Source organism: Bacteriovorax sp. Seq25_V (assembly GCF_000447795.1).
Lineage (GTDB): Bacteria > Bdellovibrionota > Bacteriovoracia > Bacteriovoracales > Bacteriovoracaceae > Halobacteriovorax_A.
Genome location: NZ_AUNI01000015.1, coordinates 225462 through 241554, shown reverse-complemented (window position 1 = coordinate 241554; position 16093 = coordinate 225462). Strand labels below are relative to the sequence as shown.

15 protein-coding genes are annotated in these 16093 nt (G+C 35.6%); 5 read left to right on the top strand and 10 right to left on the bottom strand.

Annotated features, from left to right (window positions below; genetic code table 11):
- Window positions 1-7: 7 nt before the first annotated feature.
- From M900_RS08910 to M900_RS17175, 4 genes are all read right to left on the bottom strand, one after another.
- On the bottom strand, window positions 8-418 hold the full coding sequence (locus tag M900_RS08910) for a hypothetical protein (protein WP_021274671.1): 411 nt from the start codon (window positions 416-418) through the stop codon (window positions 8-10).
- 63 nt (window positions 419-481) lie between these two features.
- Window positions 482-2059, bottom strand: a complete 1578-nt coding sequence (locus M900_RS08905) for an Rne/Rng family ribonuclease (protein ID WP_021274323.1) — start codon at window positions 2057-2059, stop codon at window positions 482-484.
- 41 nt (window positions 2060-2100) lie between these two features.
- Window positions 2101-3315, bottom strand: coding sequence for a NupC/NupG family nucleoside CNT transporter (locus tag M900_RS08900; RefSeq protein WP_021274663.1), 1215 nt, complete (start codon window positions 3313-3315; stop codon window positions 2101-2103).
- 62 nt (window positions 3316-3377) lie between these two features.
- A complete protein-coding gene (locus M900_RS17175) occupies window positions 3378-3785 on the bottom strand; it encodes a hypothetical protein (RefSeq protein ID WP_021274640.1) in 408 nt (135 codons plus the stop codon).
- A gap of 149 nt (window positions 3786-3934) precedes the next feature.
- Between M900_RS17175 and M900_RS08890 the strand changes: the two genes are divergently transcribed.
- The 3 genes from M900_RS08890 (at window position 3935) to M900_RS17170 (ending at window position 7529) form a co-directional block, all read left to right on the top strand.
- Window positions 3935-5260: a thymidine phosphorylase gene (locus tag M900_RS08890; RefSeq protein ID WP_021274428.1), complete on the top strand. Its 1326-nt coding sequence runs from the start codon at window positions 3935-3937 to the stop codon at window positions 5258-5260.
- Between the two features lie 12 nt (window positions 5261-5272).
- Window positions 5273-6094: a purine-nucleoside phosphorylase gene (locus M900_RS08885; protein ID WP_021274414.1), complete on the top strand. Its 822-nt coding sequence runs from the start codon at window positions 5273-5275 to the stop codon at window positions 6092-6094.
- A 106-nt stretch (window positions 6095-6200) separates the two neighbouring features.
- On the top strand, window positions 6201-7529 hold the full coding sequence (locus M900_RS17170; RefSeq protein WP_021274668.1) for a PolC-type DNA polymerase III: 1329 nt from the start codon (window positions 6201-6203) through the stop codon (window positions 7527-7529).
- On the opposite strand, the gene M900_RS08875 is transcribed toward M900_RS17170, so the two are convergent.
- From M900_RS08875 to M900_RS08850, 6 genes are all read right to left on the bottom strand, one after another.
- Window positions 7526-9040: a histidine kinase dimerization/phospho-acceptor domain-containing protein gene (locus tag M900_RS08875; protein WP_021274692.1), complete on the bottom strand. Its 1515-nt coding sequence runs from the start codon at window positions 9038-9040 to the stop codon at window positions 7526-7528. The genes M900_RS17170 and M900_RS08875 overlap by 4 nt on opposite strands.
- A 6-nt stretch (window positions 9041-9046) precedes the next feature.
- Window positions 9047-10342 (bottom strand): exodeoxyribonuclease VII large subunit, encoded by a 1296-nt coding sequence (gene xseA / locus M900_RS08870; protein ID WP_021274366.1) that lies wholly within the window; start codon window positions 10340-10342, stop codon window positions 9047-9049.
- 76 nt (window positions 10343-10418) lie between these two features.
- Window positions 10419-11765, bottom strand: coding sequence for a S41 family peptidase (locus M900_RS08865; protein ID WP_021274476.1), 1347 nt, complete (start codon window positions 11763-11765; stop codon window positions 10419-10421).
- A gap of 13 nt (window positions 11766-11778) precedes the next feature.
- Entirely contained in the window at window positions 11779-12777 is a 999-nt protein-coding gene (locus M900_RS08860) for a murein hydrolase activator EnvC (protein WP_021274759.1), read from the bottom strand.
- Window positions 12777-13571 carry a hypothetical protein gene (locus M900_RS08855; RefSeq protein WP_021274694.1) on the bottom strand — a complete coding sequence of 265 codons (795 nt, stop codon included), beginning with the start codon at window positions 13569-13571 and terminating at the stop codon, window positions 12777-12779. Before M900_RS08855 ends, M900_RS08860 begins: the two co-directional genes overlap by 1 nt.
- Window positions 13559-14263, bottom strand: coding sequence for an ABC transporter ATP-binding protein (locus M900_RS08850; protein WP_021274401.1), 705 nt, complete (start codon window positions 14261-14263; stop codon window positions 13559-13561). The genes M900_RS08855 and M900_RS08850 overlap by 13 nt, the downstream gene beginning before the upstream one ends.
- Before the next feature lie 222 nt (window positions 14264-14485).
- On the opposite strand from M900_RS08850, the gene M900_RS08845 reads away from it, so the two are divergent.
- The gene (locus M900_RS08845) at window positions 14486-15307 is read left to right on the top strand and encodes a protein-glutamate O-methyltransferase CheR (protein ID WP_021274502.1); all 822 of its coding nucleotides are present in this window, start codon (window positions 14486-14488) and stop codon (window positions 15305-15307) included.
- 8 nt (window positions 15308-15315) lie between these two features.
- Complete coding sequence (locus M900_RS08840) at window positions 15316-16089, top strand: hypothetical protein (RefSeq protein WP_021274724.1); 774 nt, start codon at window positions 15316-15318, stop codon at window positions 16087-16089.
- Window positions 16090-16093: the final 4 nt, after the last annotated feature.

The following is a 16093-nucleotide window of genomic DNA, read 5'->3' as shown; positions in this document are numbered from 1 at the left end:
TTGTTAATTATAAAAGCGCGTTTTCAGCAACTGGTACAACAGGAGCTGGACACTCTTGAAGTTCTCTATCAAAAGCAATAAGCTTCATCCCATTTTGGTACCAACGAACTTCAACAAGCTTGTCTGTAAAACGATCTCTTAAAAATACAACATCTCCAAACATCTCATCTCTTTCAGTTGAAAGATTGTCATAAGAAGTTACAGTTACGAATCCTTTATATGAAGAAGAGTACATTGGTGACTGGTAATCAAGCACGAATTCATTCTCAGCTGAGTTCATCCACTTTGTTATATTTTTTGAAATTGTTGAAAATGATTTTTTGTTTGCGAATTTAAATCCTTTGGCAATGAAATCTGCATTAACACATTCACTTGACCAAGCACTCATTACAAATAGAAAAGAAATTAAAATCTTCATTGGACCTCCAGAATTTGTTTATACTTAAAGTACAACTCTAAAAAGGTCCAATGTCAAATTTGGCTAGCCGAAAATCTCGAACTGCTCGACGTGATATGAATTTTCGGAGCGAATTTGAAGTGTAACTCCATACGCCTCTTCAAGAGTATCGATAAGATCAAGATCTTCACCACATAGTCTTGCAGTAACTTCCGGGTGAGCAAAAATAGAAATCTTTTTTGCATTAGCAGGAGCATTCTTAAGTGTCTTATTCAACTCTCTCACTAATTCATAACAAACAGTAAGAACAGTTTTGACTCTCCCCGTCCCTTCACAGTAATGGCAAGGTTCACATAGGATTCTTGTTAGAGTATCCCTTGTTCTCTTTCTTGTCATTTCAACAAGACCAAGGTCAGAAATTGGAAGAACTTTTGTTTTTGCTCTATCTTTTTTCAACGCCTCAACTAACGTATCGTAAACCGCCTGACGATTTTCTTCTTTTTCCATATCGATAAAATCGATAATGATAATACCACCACAATTTCTAAGTCTTAATTGATAAGCGATTTCTTTTACTGCCTCTAGATTTGTTCTTAGAATTGTCTCCTCGAGAGTTTTTCTACCAACAAACTTTCCTGTGTTAACATCAATTGAAACAAGGGCTTCAGTTTGATCAATATTTAAAGATCCACCAGAACGAAGGTAAACTTTATTACTTAGTCCTCTTTCTATCTCAACATCAATTCCGTACTTTTCAAAAATTGGTGTTGTCTCATCATAGAAACGAGCATTACCTTTAAGTTCAGGAAGATATTTAAGAGTAAACTTTTCGATCTCTTTCACACCTTCTTTTGTGTCGATGATAATATCATCCACATCTTCATCTGTAATATCTCTAAGAACCCTTTGGATAAAAGTTAAATCTTCATAACAGACAAAAGGTGCATTTTGTTTTTCAAATCTTTTTTGAACTTCTTTCCAAATTCTTACGAGCATATCGTAATCATTTTTTAAGATTTTGTAGCTACTTCCCTCAGCAGCTGTTCTTGCAATAATCCCCTTCCCTTCTGGGCGGATTGTATCAAGAATATCTTTTAGGCGATCTCTTTCCTCATCATTTTCAATACGACGAGAAACACCGGTATGCTCAATATATGGCATGTAGACAACATAGCGGCCAGGCAGAGTAACATGTCTTGTAACTCTTGGTCCTTTAGTTGAAATTGGTTCTTTTGCTACCTGAACAATAATTTCATCACCCTCTTTAAGAAATGATTCAATTGTTGCAGAATCAGGGCGAAGTCTCATATCAACAGCATCTGTAAAAGTACTAAGTTCATCTGGAATTATTTTTCCACGAATACTTTGTTCTTTTCTTTGGGCCTCGGCCTTCTGTGCCATCTCACGTTGCTCATCTAGTGTTGGCATATAAGCATCATCAACGTAAAGGAAAGCGGCCTTTTCAAAACCAATATCTACGAATGCTGATTGCATTCCCGGAAGAACTCTTAGGACCTTACCTTTATAGATATTTCCTACTCTTGGGTGATTAACTGAACTATCTTTCTCTCGTTCAAGAAGGTAATCCAAGATCTCACCATTCTCAACAAGAACCGCTCTCCACTCGTTGAGGGTCTTGTTAATAATCAGATCTTTTGACATATATATTCCTATTTAAAATTGTATAGTATTTTTTGATGTTCTTATAAAAACATACCTGCAATACACGCAGTCATCAAGCAGGCAACAGTTCCCGCTATAAGAGACTTCATACCAAGACTCGCTAAATCCTTACGACGTTCAGGTGCTAGAACTCCAATTCCACCTACTTGAATGGCAATTGAACTGAAATTAGCAAAACCACAAAGAGCATAAGTTGAAATAGCAACTGCACGAGGAGACATTTCGGCCATCTGCTTTGTAAGATCTAAATAAGCGACAAATTCATTCAAGATTAATTTCTTACCAAGTAATGAACCGACAACCTGACAATCTGCCCATGGAACACCAAGCATGAAAGCAACAGGCGCTAGAACATAACCAGTGATAAGTTCAAGAGAAAGTTCAGGGTGATCAATGAGTCCACCGAACCAACCAATAACTCCGTTCACCATCGCAATTAGAGCGATGAAAGCAAGAAGCATTGCTCCAACATTTAATGCTAGTTGAAGTCCGTCACTTGCTCCTTGAGCTGCAGCATCAACAAGGTTCTCAGTTCTCTCTTCAATATCAGCTTTAACCACACCTTTCGTTAGTGATTCTTCTGTTTCTGGTAATAATATTTTTGCACAAACAAGTGCTGCAGGAGCAGACATTACAGACGCTGCAAGTAAATGAGCTGCATCAATCCCAAACCCAACATATGCAGCAAGAACTCCACCAGCAACTGTTGCCATTCCACCAGTCATTAAAGCTAAAAGCTCAGAACGTGTCATTTTTGAGATGAAAGGTTTTACAACGAGAGGAGCTTCTGTTTGCCCTGCGAAGATATTGGCCGCGGCAGAAAGTGATTCAGCTCCAGAAGTTCCCATTACAACAACCATTACCTTTGCCACAATTCTAATTACGAATTGCATAACTCCAAGGTGATAGAGAACGCTCATTAATGAACTTGTAAATATAATTGTTGGAAGAACCATGACGAAGAAAATAAAACCAAACTTCTTTGTATCTGTTAATGGACCAAAGATGAAGCTAGAACCTTCAGAAGTATAATTTAGGATTCCCGTAAAAAGTGCTCGAGCACCTTCAAAGAACTCCTGCCCTAGAGACGATTTCAAAATGATCAGACCAAGGAATATCTGAAGCCCAACTCCAGAAAATACAGTTCTCCAATTAATATTCTTTCTATTAGTACTAACTCCAACTAGAAATAAAAGTAATAGAATAAGGCCAAAAAAAGAAATTAATCTCTCCACAGTAAACTCCAAAGGTAAGGTACCCTTGAAGTTTACATATCTTGAGCTGAATTATCAATTATTTAGAAAGAAAATGTATAACCGACTTGTGGTTGATTCGAGAAAGACTTAGATTTTGCAGTAAAGCTATTAGCAGCGTGCCATTTAACTCTATCTTTAGTAGAGAAATCCTTGATTTGTGCGCCCTCAATATACTCTTTAGACTTAGAAGCCTGACTATATGCAACAACTCCAACTCCAATAATAATACCAATCGCAGCACCCACAACAATATTTTTTAAGTGATCACTTGGCTCTTCAACAAAAGACAACGTCGAAAGCCCCATAACTGCCCCACCGGCTCCAAGCCCAGCGACGATTGAAATATCTCTCAGCGATTCATCAGCAAACGTAGAGCTATCTTGAGCGTTCGCTACTGGTGAAAAAACTAACACTAATGATGTGCAAAGCATCAAGAAAATGTTTTTCATTTACCTATCCTCTTAATTTTATTCATAAAGAAAATTACACTATTTGCAACTTTTCTCGAGATTTACTATATTAAGTCCTTATCTCTTCTCAACCTTAATGGTACATTGCCCTTTTTTGATTAGCAATGCTTTAGAAAACGGAAATTTAAATGACGAAAAAAAATAATTTTAATGCCTATTCAATTATCGCAAAAAAACGTGATGGAAAATCTCTAACAGCTGATGAAATTAACTGGATGGTTAATGGTCTAGTTAGTGGTCAGGTTGAACAATACCAAATGACAGCGCTTCTTATGGCGATTTACTTAAATGGGATGAGTGTCGCTGAGACTGCAGCATTAACAGATGCAATGCTTTATTCTGGGAAAACTCTTAAGTTTAAGGGAGAGAATGTTGTTGATAAGCACTCTACTGGTGGTGTTGGCGATAAGGCTTCTTTCATTCTTGGTCCAATCGCAGCGGCTTGTGGTGTAAAAGTTCCAATGATGGCCGGACGCGGTCTTGGTCATACTGGTGGAACCGTTGATAAAGTTGAAAGTATTAAAGGTTTCAAGACGGCCCTTACACTTGAGCAATTTAAAAAACAACTTGATAAAGAAAAAATCGTTCTTATTGGACAGACAAAAGATATCGCGCCTGCAGATAAGATTATCTATGGTCTTAGAGATGTAACAGCAACAGTTGAATCTATTCCACTTATTACTGCGTCTATTATGAGTAAGAAACTTGCAGAAGGTGCTAATGGTATTGTTATGGATATCAAAACTGGTGAAGGCGCCTTCATGAGTGATATCAAGAATGCGAAAGCACTTGCAAAGAGCTTAAGAGATACGGCAAAGAGATTTAATAAGCGTATGGTGACTTATATTACGGATATGAACCAACCACTTGGTAACTATGTTGGTAACTCTCTTGAGATTATCGAATCAATCGAAACATTGAAAGGAAATGGTCCAAAAGACCTAACAGATATTTCTGTGAAGCTTGCTGGAGCTATGATTTATATTGCAAAACAGGCCACTTCTCTTAAAGAAGGTGAAGCGATGGCAAGAGAGTCTATCGCTAATGGTAAGGCCCTTGCAGTATTTAAAAAGCTAATCAAGGTTCAAGGCGGAGATGATAAGGTTATTGATGACTACTCTCGCCTACCACTCGCTAAAGTAATCACAGAAGTTAAAGCTTCTAAAGCTGGTTATGTAAGTAGTATTGCTTGTAAGGAAATGGGACTACACTGTGTTGCACTTGGAGGAGGAAGACATAAGGCTTCTGACAAGGTTGACCTTGGTGTTGGATTCATTTTTAAAAAGAAGGTTGGAGAGAAAGTAGCCAAGGGTGAAACTCTAGTAGAAATCTACCACAACAAAAATCAAGCAGCGATTGTAAAAGATATCAGTGCAGCAATGACAAAAGAGATTAAGATTTCTCAAGCTAAAGTTGCATCACCAAAACTAATTTTTGAAATTAAAGAAATATAGCAGGGATTTTTTATGAGTACTTTAATCGATCAATTAAAAGCATCAGCAGAATTCATTAAATCAAAAACAGACCTTAGACCAACTATTGGAGTTGTTCTTGGTTCAGGACTTGGTGAATTTGGAAATTATTTAAATGAAAAAATCGAAATTCCTTATCAGGAAATTCCAGGTTTTAAGAAGACGACTATCATTGGGCACGAGGGAAAACTTCTAATTGGTAAAATCGGTGAAAATACAGTTGCAGTTATGCAAGGACGTATCCATGCTTACGAAGGGCACTCTCTTGAAGAAGTAGTTTTCCCAGTAAGAGTTCTTGGAACACTAGGTGTAAAAAACGTTATTCTAACAAATGCAGCTGGCGGTATTAATACAAACTACAGACCAGGACAGCTAGTTCTTATTGAAGACCATCTAAACCTAACAGGTAATAGTCCACTTGTTGGTCCAAACCACAGTGAACTAGGAACAAGATTTCCAGATATGACTTTCGCTTGGCATCCAGAACTAATCGAAGTTGCGCAAAAATCTGCAGCAAAGCTTGGTTACAAGCTAGAGCAAGGTGTATACGCAGGTGTACTTGGTCCTTGTTATGAAACTCCTGCTGAAATTAGAATGTTTAGAAATATGGGTGCTGACGTGGTTGGAATGAGTACTGTTTCTGAAAATATTGCAGCAGTTCACATGGGTCTAAAAGTTCTTGGAATCTCATGTGTAACAAATATGGCAGCAGGGATTGAAAAAACGGCACTTAGCCACGATGACATTAAAGACCAAGCAAATCAGGTCATGAAAACATTTTGTGACCTTTTAACTCAGGTAATTATCTCTCTTTAGAAAATACTGCCATCGCGGCTAAATTTTGACCCCGATGGCATCTTTATATATATTATTAATACCAATAATCTCAATGCTCGAATGAATATTCGGCTTTAGGCGTACAATGAAAAAAAATTTAAATGAACAAAAATCAGAAAGTGATATTTTATCATCACTAAAATTTTGCGTATTTGACCTTGAAACAACAGGTGGAAATACAAAGACAGATAAAATCATCGAGATTGGATTAGTAAATATTGATGGCAAGGAAATCGGTGAAAAGAAATCCTACCTTATTGACCCAGAAAGAAAAATTCCAGAATTTATTCAAAAACTCACATCAATCAAGCAAGCAGATGTCGAAGGATGTCCAAAGATTGATAACGTCATTGAAGAGATCCTTGAGTTTATCGGAGATAGAGTCCTAATTGCTCACAACTCTTCATTTGATGTCCCATTTTTAAATTCAGTTCTTAAAAGACTTGGAAGACCCGAGCTTACAAACAAGAGTATTTGTACAAATCTCATGACGAAGTACCTAATTCCTTCGCTGATGAACTCGAATCTAAACTACATGAGTAAGATCTTCAAGATCAAGCACACGAAGGCGCATAGGGCCCTTGATGATGCTGATGCTACAGCGAAGCTTTTTATTAATTATCTCGATATTTTTGAAAGTAAGGGTGTTTCAAAAGTTAATCACCTCTACTACCCGAAGAATAGATTTGAGCTCGATCTTGTTAACTACAAGAAAGATACTCCAGAAAAAGAAATTAAAGCTAAAATTTCGAAAATGCCAGCTCCATATATTGTTTCATTTAAAGGTGAAAATGGAGTCATTCTCTTTGCATTCCCATGTGCTAATGATGCAAGAGAAGTTGAATATATTATGGATAAAGTTTCTTCTATCCAATGGGAAACAATGACAATCAAGCTTATTGGCCCATTTACAGAAGTACTCTTGAAATATACTCACCTCTTCGCAAAACTTGATCTTGAGTGCAAAAAAGAAGTTATGACAAAACTTTGGGATCTTCATCTCGTTAAAACAGAACGAAAAGATTTACTCGCAGTTGCAGCTGAAATTGAAAAGTATGACTTCCTCATTATCAATCATCTGGTTCCTGAGCAGTATACAATCTACCCACTGGCCTCACTTGGTCATAAGAGTGAATTAATTTTCAGATATCCAGGACACAAGAAGAAGCTTGCTCAGTACATCAACTCTCGAGGAAATAAAGTCGCGAGTGGAAAAACTCGCAAAGTAAATGTTCCTCCACAGCTCAAAGATTTTATCGATTGCTATATGGCCAAATGCCAAACTGAAAACAAGGAAGTATTCTTTTTTGATAAGACGATCGCAATGAAAAAAGTTGAAGAGTTCTACGAGGCATTTGAAAAATTTGCTGCAAAAAATAAAAATACCTACAACTACCCTCAAAAGTACATTTAAGCAGGTATTGCTGAACTTAGTTCAAATCCATCATCTTTAATTCGAAGCCCCATATTGTCCATTTCTAGTAAATGGATAATGAGCTTCTGATTCAAAACTTTCTTGTCTGAAGAAGTTAAAGGAAATGATTTTACTTTCACAATTAAGTTAGTCTCACTGACCATAATATCGAGACAAAGTGTTTTGTTAATATTTTCATCTATTAGCTTTTTATGTGAAAGCAAAGTAAGAAGCTCTCCAAATAATAGATAAATAACCATTGGAAGAACGACACCCTTACACTCCACTCTTTTTATATCGTCAGCAATTTCGACATTGATATTTGAACCAGATTCGATAACACGAAAACGTAAAAGGGACAACGCCTGCTCAACAACCCCACCAAGAGGCTTAATTAGAGTTTCACGAACCTTATATCTCGAAAAACCCAAGAAGGTATCGACAAGCTCTTTGCATCTTACTGCACTATCTTTAAGATCTTTTAAGAGCTTTAAATTTTCGTCATCCCACTCTTCAAACTCAAGAATAGTCACGGCGGCCAGAATACCAGCAACAGGATTATTGAGCTCATGAGCAATTGATCCAGTAATAATTCCCAATTCTGATTGATTATCAAGCTTCAGCCCCTCTTGCTTGCGGGAGGCGATAAGAACAAAAACACTTCCAATCAGATCTATATTATTTTTTCTAATTTTATAAAACTTATCATTAATGTCTATCCAATCATCATCCTGGTAATCAAGCAAATTACTTGGAAGAATATTGAGCGCAGAGAATTGATCATTAAATAAAACAACACTTCCCCCCTCGTTTAAAATAGCGACAGGGTATTCTAGTTTAGAGGCAATATAAGAAAGGTTTGAATAATTAATCACTTGAAGATTATCAGGAGCGGTACTTCTTCCCTCTTTTAAAATTTCGACTAGTGCCAAGTTAATCAAGTCCCATACTAGGAGAGAGTTTTCATTTGCATCTTTTTGATCGCATAAGATGTAGAAGTCTCCAAACAGCATACAAAGTTCTTCATCCAATATTTTTTTAGAAATTGAATTTTTTGAAAGTATCAAAGTATCAAAATAGCTTTTAAATTCTATAAATTTAAAAACCTCACTAATAAAATTCACATCTTCTTGTTCTCTATTGTAGAGGTCTCTAAGTGTACTAAATATATAAATGAAATAATTGAAAACTTCACTGTCGTTTAAATGATCATAGGCACGCTTTAGGCTCGCTTTATTGGCCTCATTTCTTTTTAGCACTCGATAAAACTGAGAGTTTTTTACAATCTCCTCTATTGAATGGTCTTGGATTTGAAAAAGTACACTACTTGAATTGATATAATTGAAACCTCCTTTGAAAAGGAAGATATCAGCGCTTTCAATTCTTTCTGTTTCAACGAACTGACTTTTGGGCAATTGATATTCATATTCTTCATTCTTAAAATAGTAAAGACTCTCTCCATCTGCGTGGTTTGAATTATTGCCTTCAAAGAATAAATCACCATCTAACATAAATACCTATATTTTCTTAACTTCACCACAACCATCATTAAAGTGAAGTTTCAGTACTTTATCTTTTTCTACTTTCGTAAAATCCTTAAAGCTTGTTAAAACTTTTCCATCAATCTCTGTATACGCATATCCTCGAGATAGGATGCTTTTTGGATTAAGGGCCGTCAGTAACTCGTTTTGTAGTTGTAGGTCACGGCTCTTCTTTTCAATTAGTTTCTTTATATTTGTCATCATCGAATTTATTAGAATATCGAGTTCGTATTGAGACTCAGAAAGAGATAAGAGCTCCACTTTGCGTTTTAACACATTACAATTTTCAAGTCTTGACTTGAATAATGAAATTCTCTTCCATAGTTTCTCAAGAATCTTAGCCGGTGTTGCACTTGATAGTTCGTAGCGATGCTTCTGTACTTTTGATTGAATTGCAGATTTTAGATGTCGCTTATTATTTTCAAGTCTCTCTACTATTTCTTTTTGTTTATTAGTTAGAATTTCTGCCGCCGCAGATGGAGTCTCTGCTCTTAAATCGGCAACAAAATCAGATATTGAAAAGTCTACTTGGTGTCCAACCGCTGAGATCGTAGGGATTGGACAATTGTAAATATCCCATGCCAGAGCTTCATCATTGAAGGCCCATAGATCCTCAAGACTTCCTCCACCGCGCGTAAGAACGATAACGTCAATGCACTTATCAAGGTTTCCTGCCTCTCTGTGTTTCATATCGTAGCGAATAACTTTTTCAAGCGCTTTACGAATTGAGACAGGAGCGGCATCACCTTGTACCAATGCAGGTGAAATCAGAACATCACAAAATAAAGATCGACGATCAACAATATTTAAAAAGTCCTGAAGTGCAGCTGCTCCCTTTGCTGTAATAACAGCAATACGTTTTGGCATTTCAGGGATTGGCATTTTACTTTCAAGATCAAAAAGACCTTCAGCGGCTAGCTTCTTTTTTAGAAGTTCAAACTGCTCCTTAAGATCACCTTTCCCCACTGGAGTAATTCTTTTAATTATCAGTTGAAATGTTCCGCGTTTAGCATAAACAGAAATGGCGCCTGCACAAATAACTTTATCCCCATCTTTTAGGTTTTTGAGCACAGGATTTCTCATTGCATCCATCTTAAAGACAGCAGCAGAAATTAGTGACTCAGGATCACTAAGAGAGAGATACCAGTGACCAGAAGAAGAGTAACTTAAATTAGTAATTTCACCAACTACAGTGACATTTCTAAAAGAGGCCTCGAGATTACGCTTAATTTGGTTAACAAGTACCGAAACACTTGGGACATTTAAATTCATTTAAGCATTGTCTTATTTTTGAGATGAAGTGAGTAGACGGAGTGCAACAAAAAAGCCACCCGAAGGTGGCCTTTTTCTAATATTTTGATACTGCTTGGAGTAAACGAATTCCCTGTATAATTTGATAGTCATTCTCAGGGTCATACTTTCTAATTTCAGCATCCGCAACAGATGCCGTAATCTCTTTATTTTTCTTCGCCCTCTCGATTCTTTTTAACCTTTGGGACTTTTCTCTTTTAATACGTTCTTCTTTTTCTGCAGGAGTTTCTATTGTTGCCGTTAAGTGGTTTCTCAGGTCAGCTTCCCTAATATATCCGTCATCTGATAAGTTCTCTCTTAACCACTCTCCCTCAGCTGGAAGAACTTCAACATCTGGCTTAATACCGATGGCCTGAATTTTTCTTCCTTTTGGAGTCATATACTGAGCAATTGTAAGCTTTAATCCTTGATCTTCAGTTAATTGAGAAATTGTTTGAACTGAACCCTTTCCAAAAGACTGAGTCCCAATAATTAGTGCTCGCTTTTGATCTTGAAGTGCACCAGCAACGATCTCAGAAGCAGAAGCTGATGAGCCATTGATTAAAACAGCTATTGGTAATTCCAGTTCTTTATGACCAGATTTTTTTACATACCTAATTTCTTTATTTTTTGGATCTCTACCTTCAGTTGAAACAACAACACCATCTTTTAAAAAGATTGATGCCACGTTTACTGCTTCATCGAGAAGCCCACCTGGATTTGATCTAAGATCAAGAATGAATCCCTTTACTTTATTATCAAGTTTCTTTCTCTGTGAGATAATTGCTTCTTCGATGTATTTCCCAGAATCTTTCTGAAATTGATTTAAACGAATAATTACAAATCCATCTTTATTAAAGGACTTTACTGGGCGAGTTTTAATAATCTCTCTCTTTACATCAAAATAGCGAATTTCTTTTTCTCCATTTCTAAGAATTCCTAAGCTAATTTTCTGTCCAAGCTCACCTTTCATTTTATCAACAGATTCTTCTAAAGTAATCCCAAGAGTAGACTCATGATTGATTTCTACAATCTTGTCTCCCGCCTTAATCCCTGCTTTGTATGCTGGAGTATCTTCAATAGGAGTAACAACGATCAGAACACCATCTTTTTGAGTTACTTCGATTCCAAGTCCGCCGTACTCTCCCTTAGTATCTTCCTGCATTTTTTCAAAAACAGTTTTATCTAAGAAAGTCGAGTGTGGATCTAGAGTGTTCAGCATCCCTTTCAAAGCTCCATCAACAAGCTTTTCGGTATCAACATCACGATAGTATTGAGTCTCAATTAGGTGAAGAACCTTATTGAATAGTTCTAGTTTTTCAAAGCGAGATTTTTCACTACTTGCGTGCGAAAGAGCAGAAACAGTGATCACTGTTCCAACAAGTAGATTTCGACAGAAATTCATTATTACTCCGATTTTAAACTTGTGTCTTCTCGTTCATCACAAGTTTAATTGTATTTTGTACTTTGTTTTTGTTTCTTATTTCAAAATAAACTTTTCCGATTGCTTCCTTACGTATTGAACGTCTTGTTTTAGCAATCACTTGTGCAGATGACACCTTGTCACCCTTCTTTACCTGTGGAGACAAATCCCCGAGATAAATACTTCTTACATCATTTCCATGATCAATCATAACTACGTTTCCATAGTTTGCAAGAGCTCCTGTATAAACAATTTGTCCAGCTTTTGAAGCCTTAATATCACTCACTGTCTTAACAGCGAATGTTATTCCTTTTTTATCGTAATCCTTAGAAATAAATTCTTCGATTGGCATTAAAAAATCAGCATTGAGTTCAGCAACAGTTGTTGGCGTAGATTTCTTTACTTTTGCCTTCGCCACACTCTGTTGAATCTCGTGAATTTCTTCTTTCAACTTCTCAGCATTTTCTTTACTGGCCATATACTTTTGAACATAGTCACTTTTCTTTCTTTCAAGTTCACTAACTAGTGTATACAGCTCTCTTTCAAGATTTACTTTCTCAGTATATTTAACTTTCTGTTCAGTAAGTTTCTTTTGTGTTTCTCTTTCAACTTTTAACTGTAACTCAATTTCTTTCTTATCTTTTCTTACTCGTGCGAGAAGAATCTTTTTTTCGAGGAGAGATGACCCATCACCTTTTTCGATTGAATTTAAAAGAAGGCTTCTCATCTTAAGAGAGAGTTCATTTCTCTTTGCTTCTAGAACAAGTATATTATTCCTAATAATTTTTTCTAATTCATAGATTTCAATATCAATTTTCTGTCTTTGAGAAACAACCTTCAAATATTCAGCATTCTTAGTCGTCAAAGATGTTTCGATTTTTTGGATATTTGTTTTAAGGCCATTAACTTCTTTAATGACATTTTGATAATCCGTTCTTGTTGCAGCAAAAGCTGAACAGAAGAGAATTGATGTTAGTAATAATTTACTTTTCATTAAGCCTTTACCCACTGCGCTTTCTTTCCAAACGCAAAAGGAACAAACATTGAAATTGAACAAAATAATAATACTGAGTATAGATTTGGTTCAAACATTAAGTAAGACAAAACTAATCCAAGAATCAAATTTACAACAGTAAGAGAGAGAGTCATTTTCATCGCGACATTTGTTTTACGTTGAAAATTTTCAATAATAAAAGAAACTTTCTTTATTTCATTTCTAATACTTAGGAAACTCACCATCCAAAAAGCTAAGAGAACACTAAGAGCTATTTGAAGTGGCCATTTTTTTATAATACTGATGAGATTTTTAAAAACTACCTCATTATTGATTTTCTTTTTAACTCCTCCAAGCATGATGTTCTGGGAACCAGCTAAGCGGTTCATATACTCTCTAATCAAACTAATTGATGACTCGTTTAACTCAGGAGTCATTGAAACCTTAATAGTAATCATATTACTAAGCTCAACTAGTTCTTCTTCTGAAAGGTTTAAAGTTGTATTTAGATCTTCAAGGTACGATTTGGTTACCTCATCTCCTAGGACTTCAAACTTTGTCACACCTGGAAGTTCTTCAATTTTTCTTTTGATTGAGAAGACATTGATCTTGTGATCAACAAGAGCATTAAAGTAGTGCTGATTTTCGACACTTGGTAGTCTTTTAGAAATTTCACCTTGAAAATAAGTAAAGTTACAAAAGCCGAATAATAAAACTATTGAGAAAAAACTTAGAACTAAAGTTTTAGCAATATTCTTTCTTATAAAATTATACGTTTCGCTTATATAAAACATGCATGCCCCGAATGAATCAATCTACCTTTATCTAAATGAATAATTCTTCCACTAAATTTTTGAACTAGCTCTCTATTATGAGATGCCCATACCACAGTCATTTTTCTTTTCACGTTATAGATATTAAGAAGGTCAAAAAATCTCTTCGCATTTTCATAATCAAGAGAACTCGTTGGTTCATCAGCTAGAAACACGCTAGGTCTTGTTAATAATGCTCTTACAATCGAAATTTTCTGCTTCAAACCGCCATTTGCTTCAGATAATTTCGAATCAAGGCGATTACTTATACCCATGATTTTTGCTAATTCTTCAAGATCAGAATCAAATTCTTTTTTATTTTTATAAATAGATGGATCAAATGCAAATTGTAGGTTCTCTCTACATGTTAAGCGCTCAATCAATTTCAAGTCCTGAAAAACTTGGGCAACGAACTGATTATTAGAAGATTGAATCTTTCCAGAACTCGGTCTGATATTACCAGCAAGTACATTTAATAATGTTGTCTTACCTGCTCCAGAGGCACCTGTTAAAAAAATAATTTCGCCTGAACGAATTTGTAAATTTACATCTCTAAGAGCATCGAAATCACGATAACTAACTCTTACGTTGTCTAATCTAAAAAGTGTCTGGCTTTGGTGATGAGGCTCACTGAAGAGACTATCCGGAGTTTGGCGGTAACCTTCTGATATCATTTGCAGAATCCTTTCTAATTATTCAAATCATCCTAACTTGAATCTATGGTCCTTGGACCTTTAATTATTGTAGTACATTTTTGATTTTTTTTCAAAACTTTGTTTAAAAGACAAAAAAAGTCAGGAAATAATACACGATAAATCTCCCCCGAAATGATTTTCCTCATATTAATCCTGATAGATAGACATATACTTATATCAGTATCGAATTTTGGAGAAAAAATGGCTACAAGTAATGAAATTTACAAGTTCTTTGCTGATTATATTTATCAGCACACTGGAATCACCTACTTAGAGAAGGATTACTATCGCCTTGATTCACGATTTAAGGATCTCTTAGAGGTTTTTGAAGTGAACACTGTTGAAGAATTATATAAGATGTATAAGGCAAATATCACTCCTGATATGCACGCTGTTCTTATTAATTTTTCTACAAATAACGAGACCTATTTTTTTAGAGACAATAAACCTTTCAAGGCCCTAACCACTCTAATGCTTCCGGAATTGGCCCAAAAGTATACAATGGGACTTTTCAATATCTGGAGTTGTGCAGCGAGTACTGGTCAAGAGTCTTACTCAATTCTTATGTCTATTAATGATATGAAGGACAAGAGCTTCTTTCCTCGCGTCATGATTGAAGCCTCAGACATCTCTCAAACAGCTCTTGATAAGGCTAAAAAAGGAATATATAACGGTCTGGACGTTCAACGTGGTTTACCAATTACGACTCTAATGAAATACTTTGAACAACTTCCTGATGAGAACTGGGAAGTCAGTAAGGAATTAAGATCGAAGGTAAAATTCTTTGAATTTAATCTCCTAACAGGAAAATTCAAAGAGAACAATTACCACATTATTTTTTGTCGTAATGTTCTTATTTATCAAGACAAGGATAATAAGGAAGCAATTCTTAAGAATATCACGAAGTCTTTAAAGCCTGGAGGATTTCTTGTTCTTGGAAACGGCGAAAGCTTAATTGGACTTGATATTGATTTAAAAAGAGTTACCCACGATGGGTTAACAATATATCAGAAAGCTGAATAGAGGATAAAATGTTACAGAAAATTGGATCAGATTTTAAAAGACCTAGCCTACTCAAGTCACTTTTAACTCAGAATGAAGTTACGCTATCTTTTTACGATATCGTCTACTCTATTCAAGATGGAGAATGTTTTAAGAGGGCTGAACTAAAAGATCTGGGTCTTTCAGTTTTTCTAGCTTATACCGACCGTGCTCAAGCTGTAGCCGAATCAAATGGACAAACAGTATATCCAATTATGCTCGGCCAATTTATTAAAGAAGTTTCAAACTCAGAGAGAATCAATGTTATTGGTATCAACCATAATGGCAGCCACTTTGATAACTTTGTTTTTACTCCATTCTATGATGAATTAACTAAGCAGTACCTTATTTCTCCAAGTGATGAGAGTATTGCTCTCTTATCAATCGATAAGAAGACACATGCATATATGGGTGTTGAAGCAACATTCTTTAGTATAAATAATAAGTTTCTTCCTGATGATCAAGAACAGCGTGAAGAGCTTTTAGGTAATCTTGTTGATGATCTTAGTTTTATGATCCCACGCATGACTCAACCACAGGGTTCCGCAAATATTATTTGTCTTCTCCTCAATATAGACAATCCAGTTGAAGAGAAAGCATTCATTAGAAACTACCAAACATTGGATAGTTATATTGAAGTTTTATTTGTTACTTCTGATGTTAAATTATTAACTGGTGAGCTTGAAGAAATTAAATATAATGGCGATAGTCTTGAAGGCGTTTACACTCCACTTATTGAGCGAAGAAAAAATTTAAGAAAATAAAAAT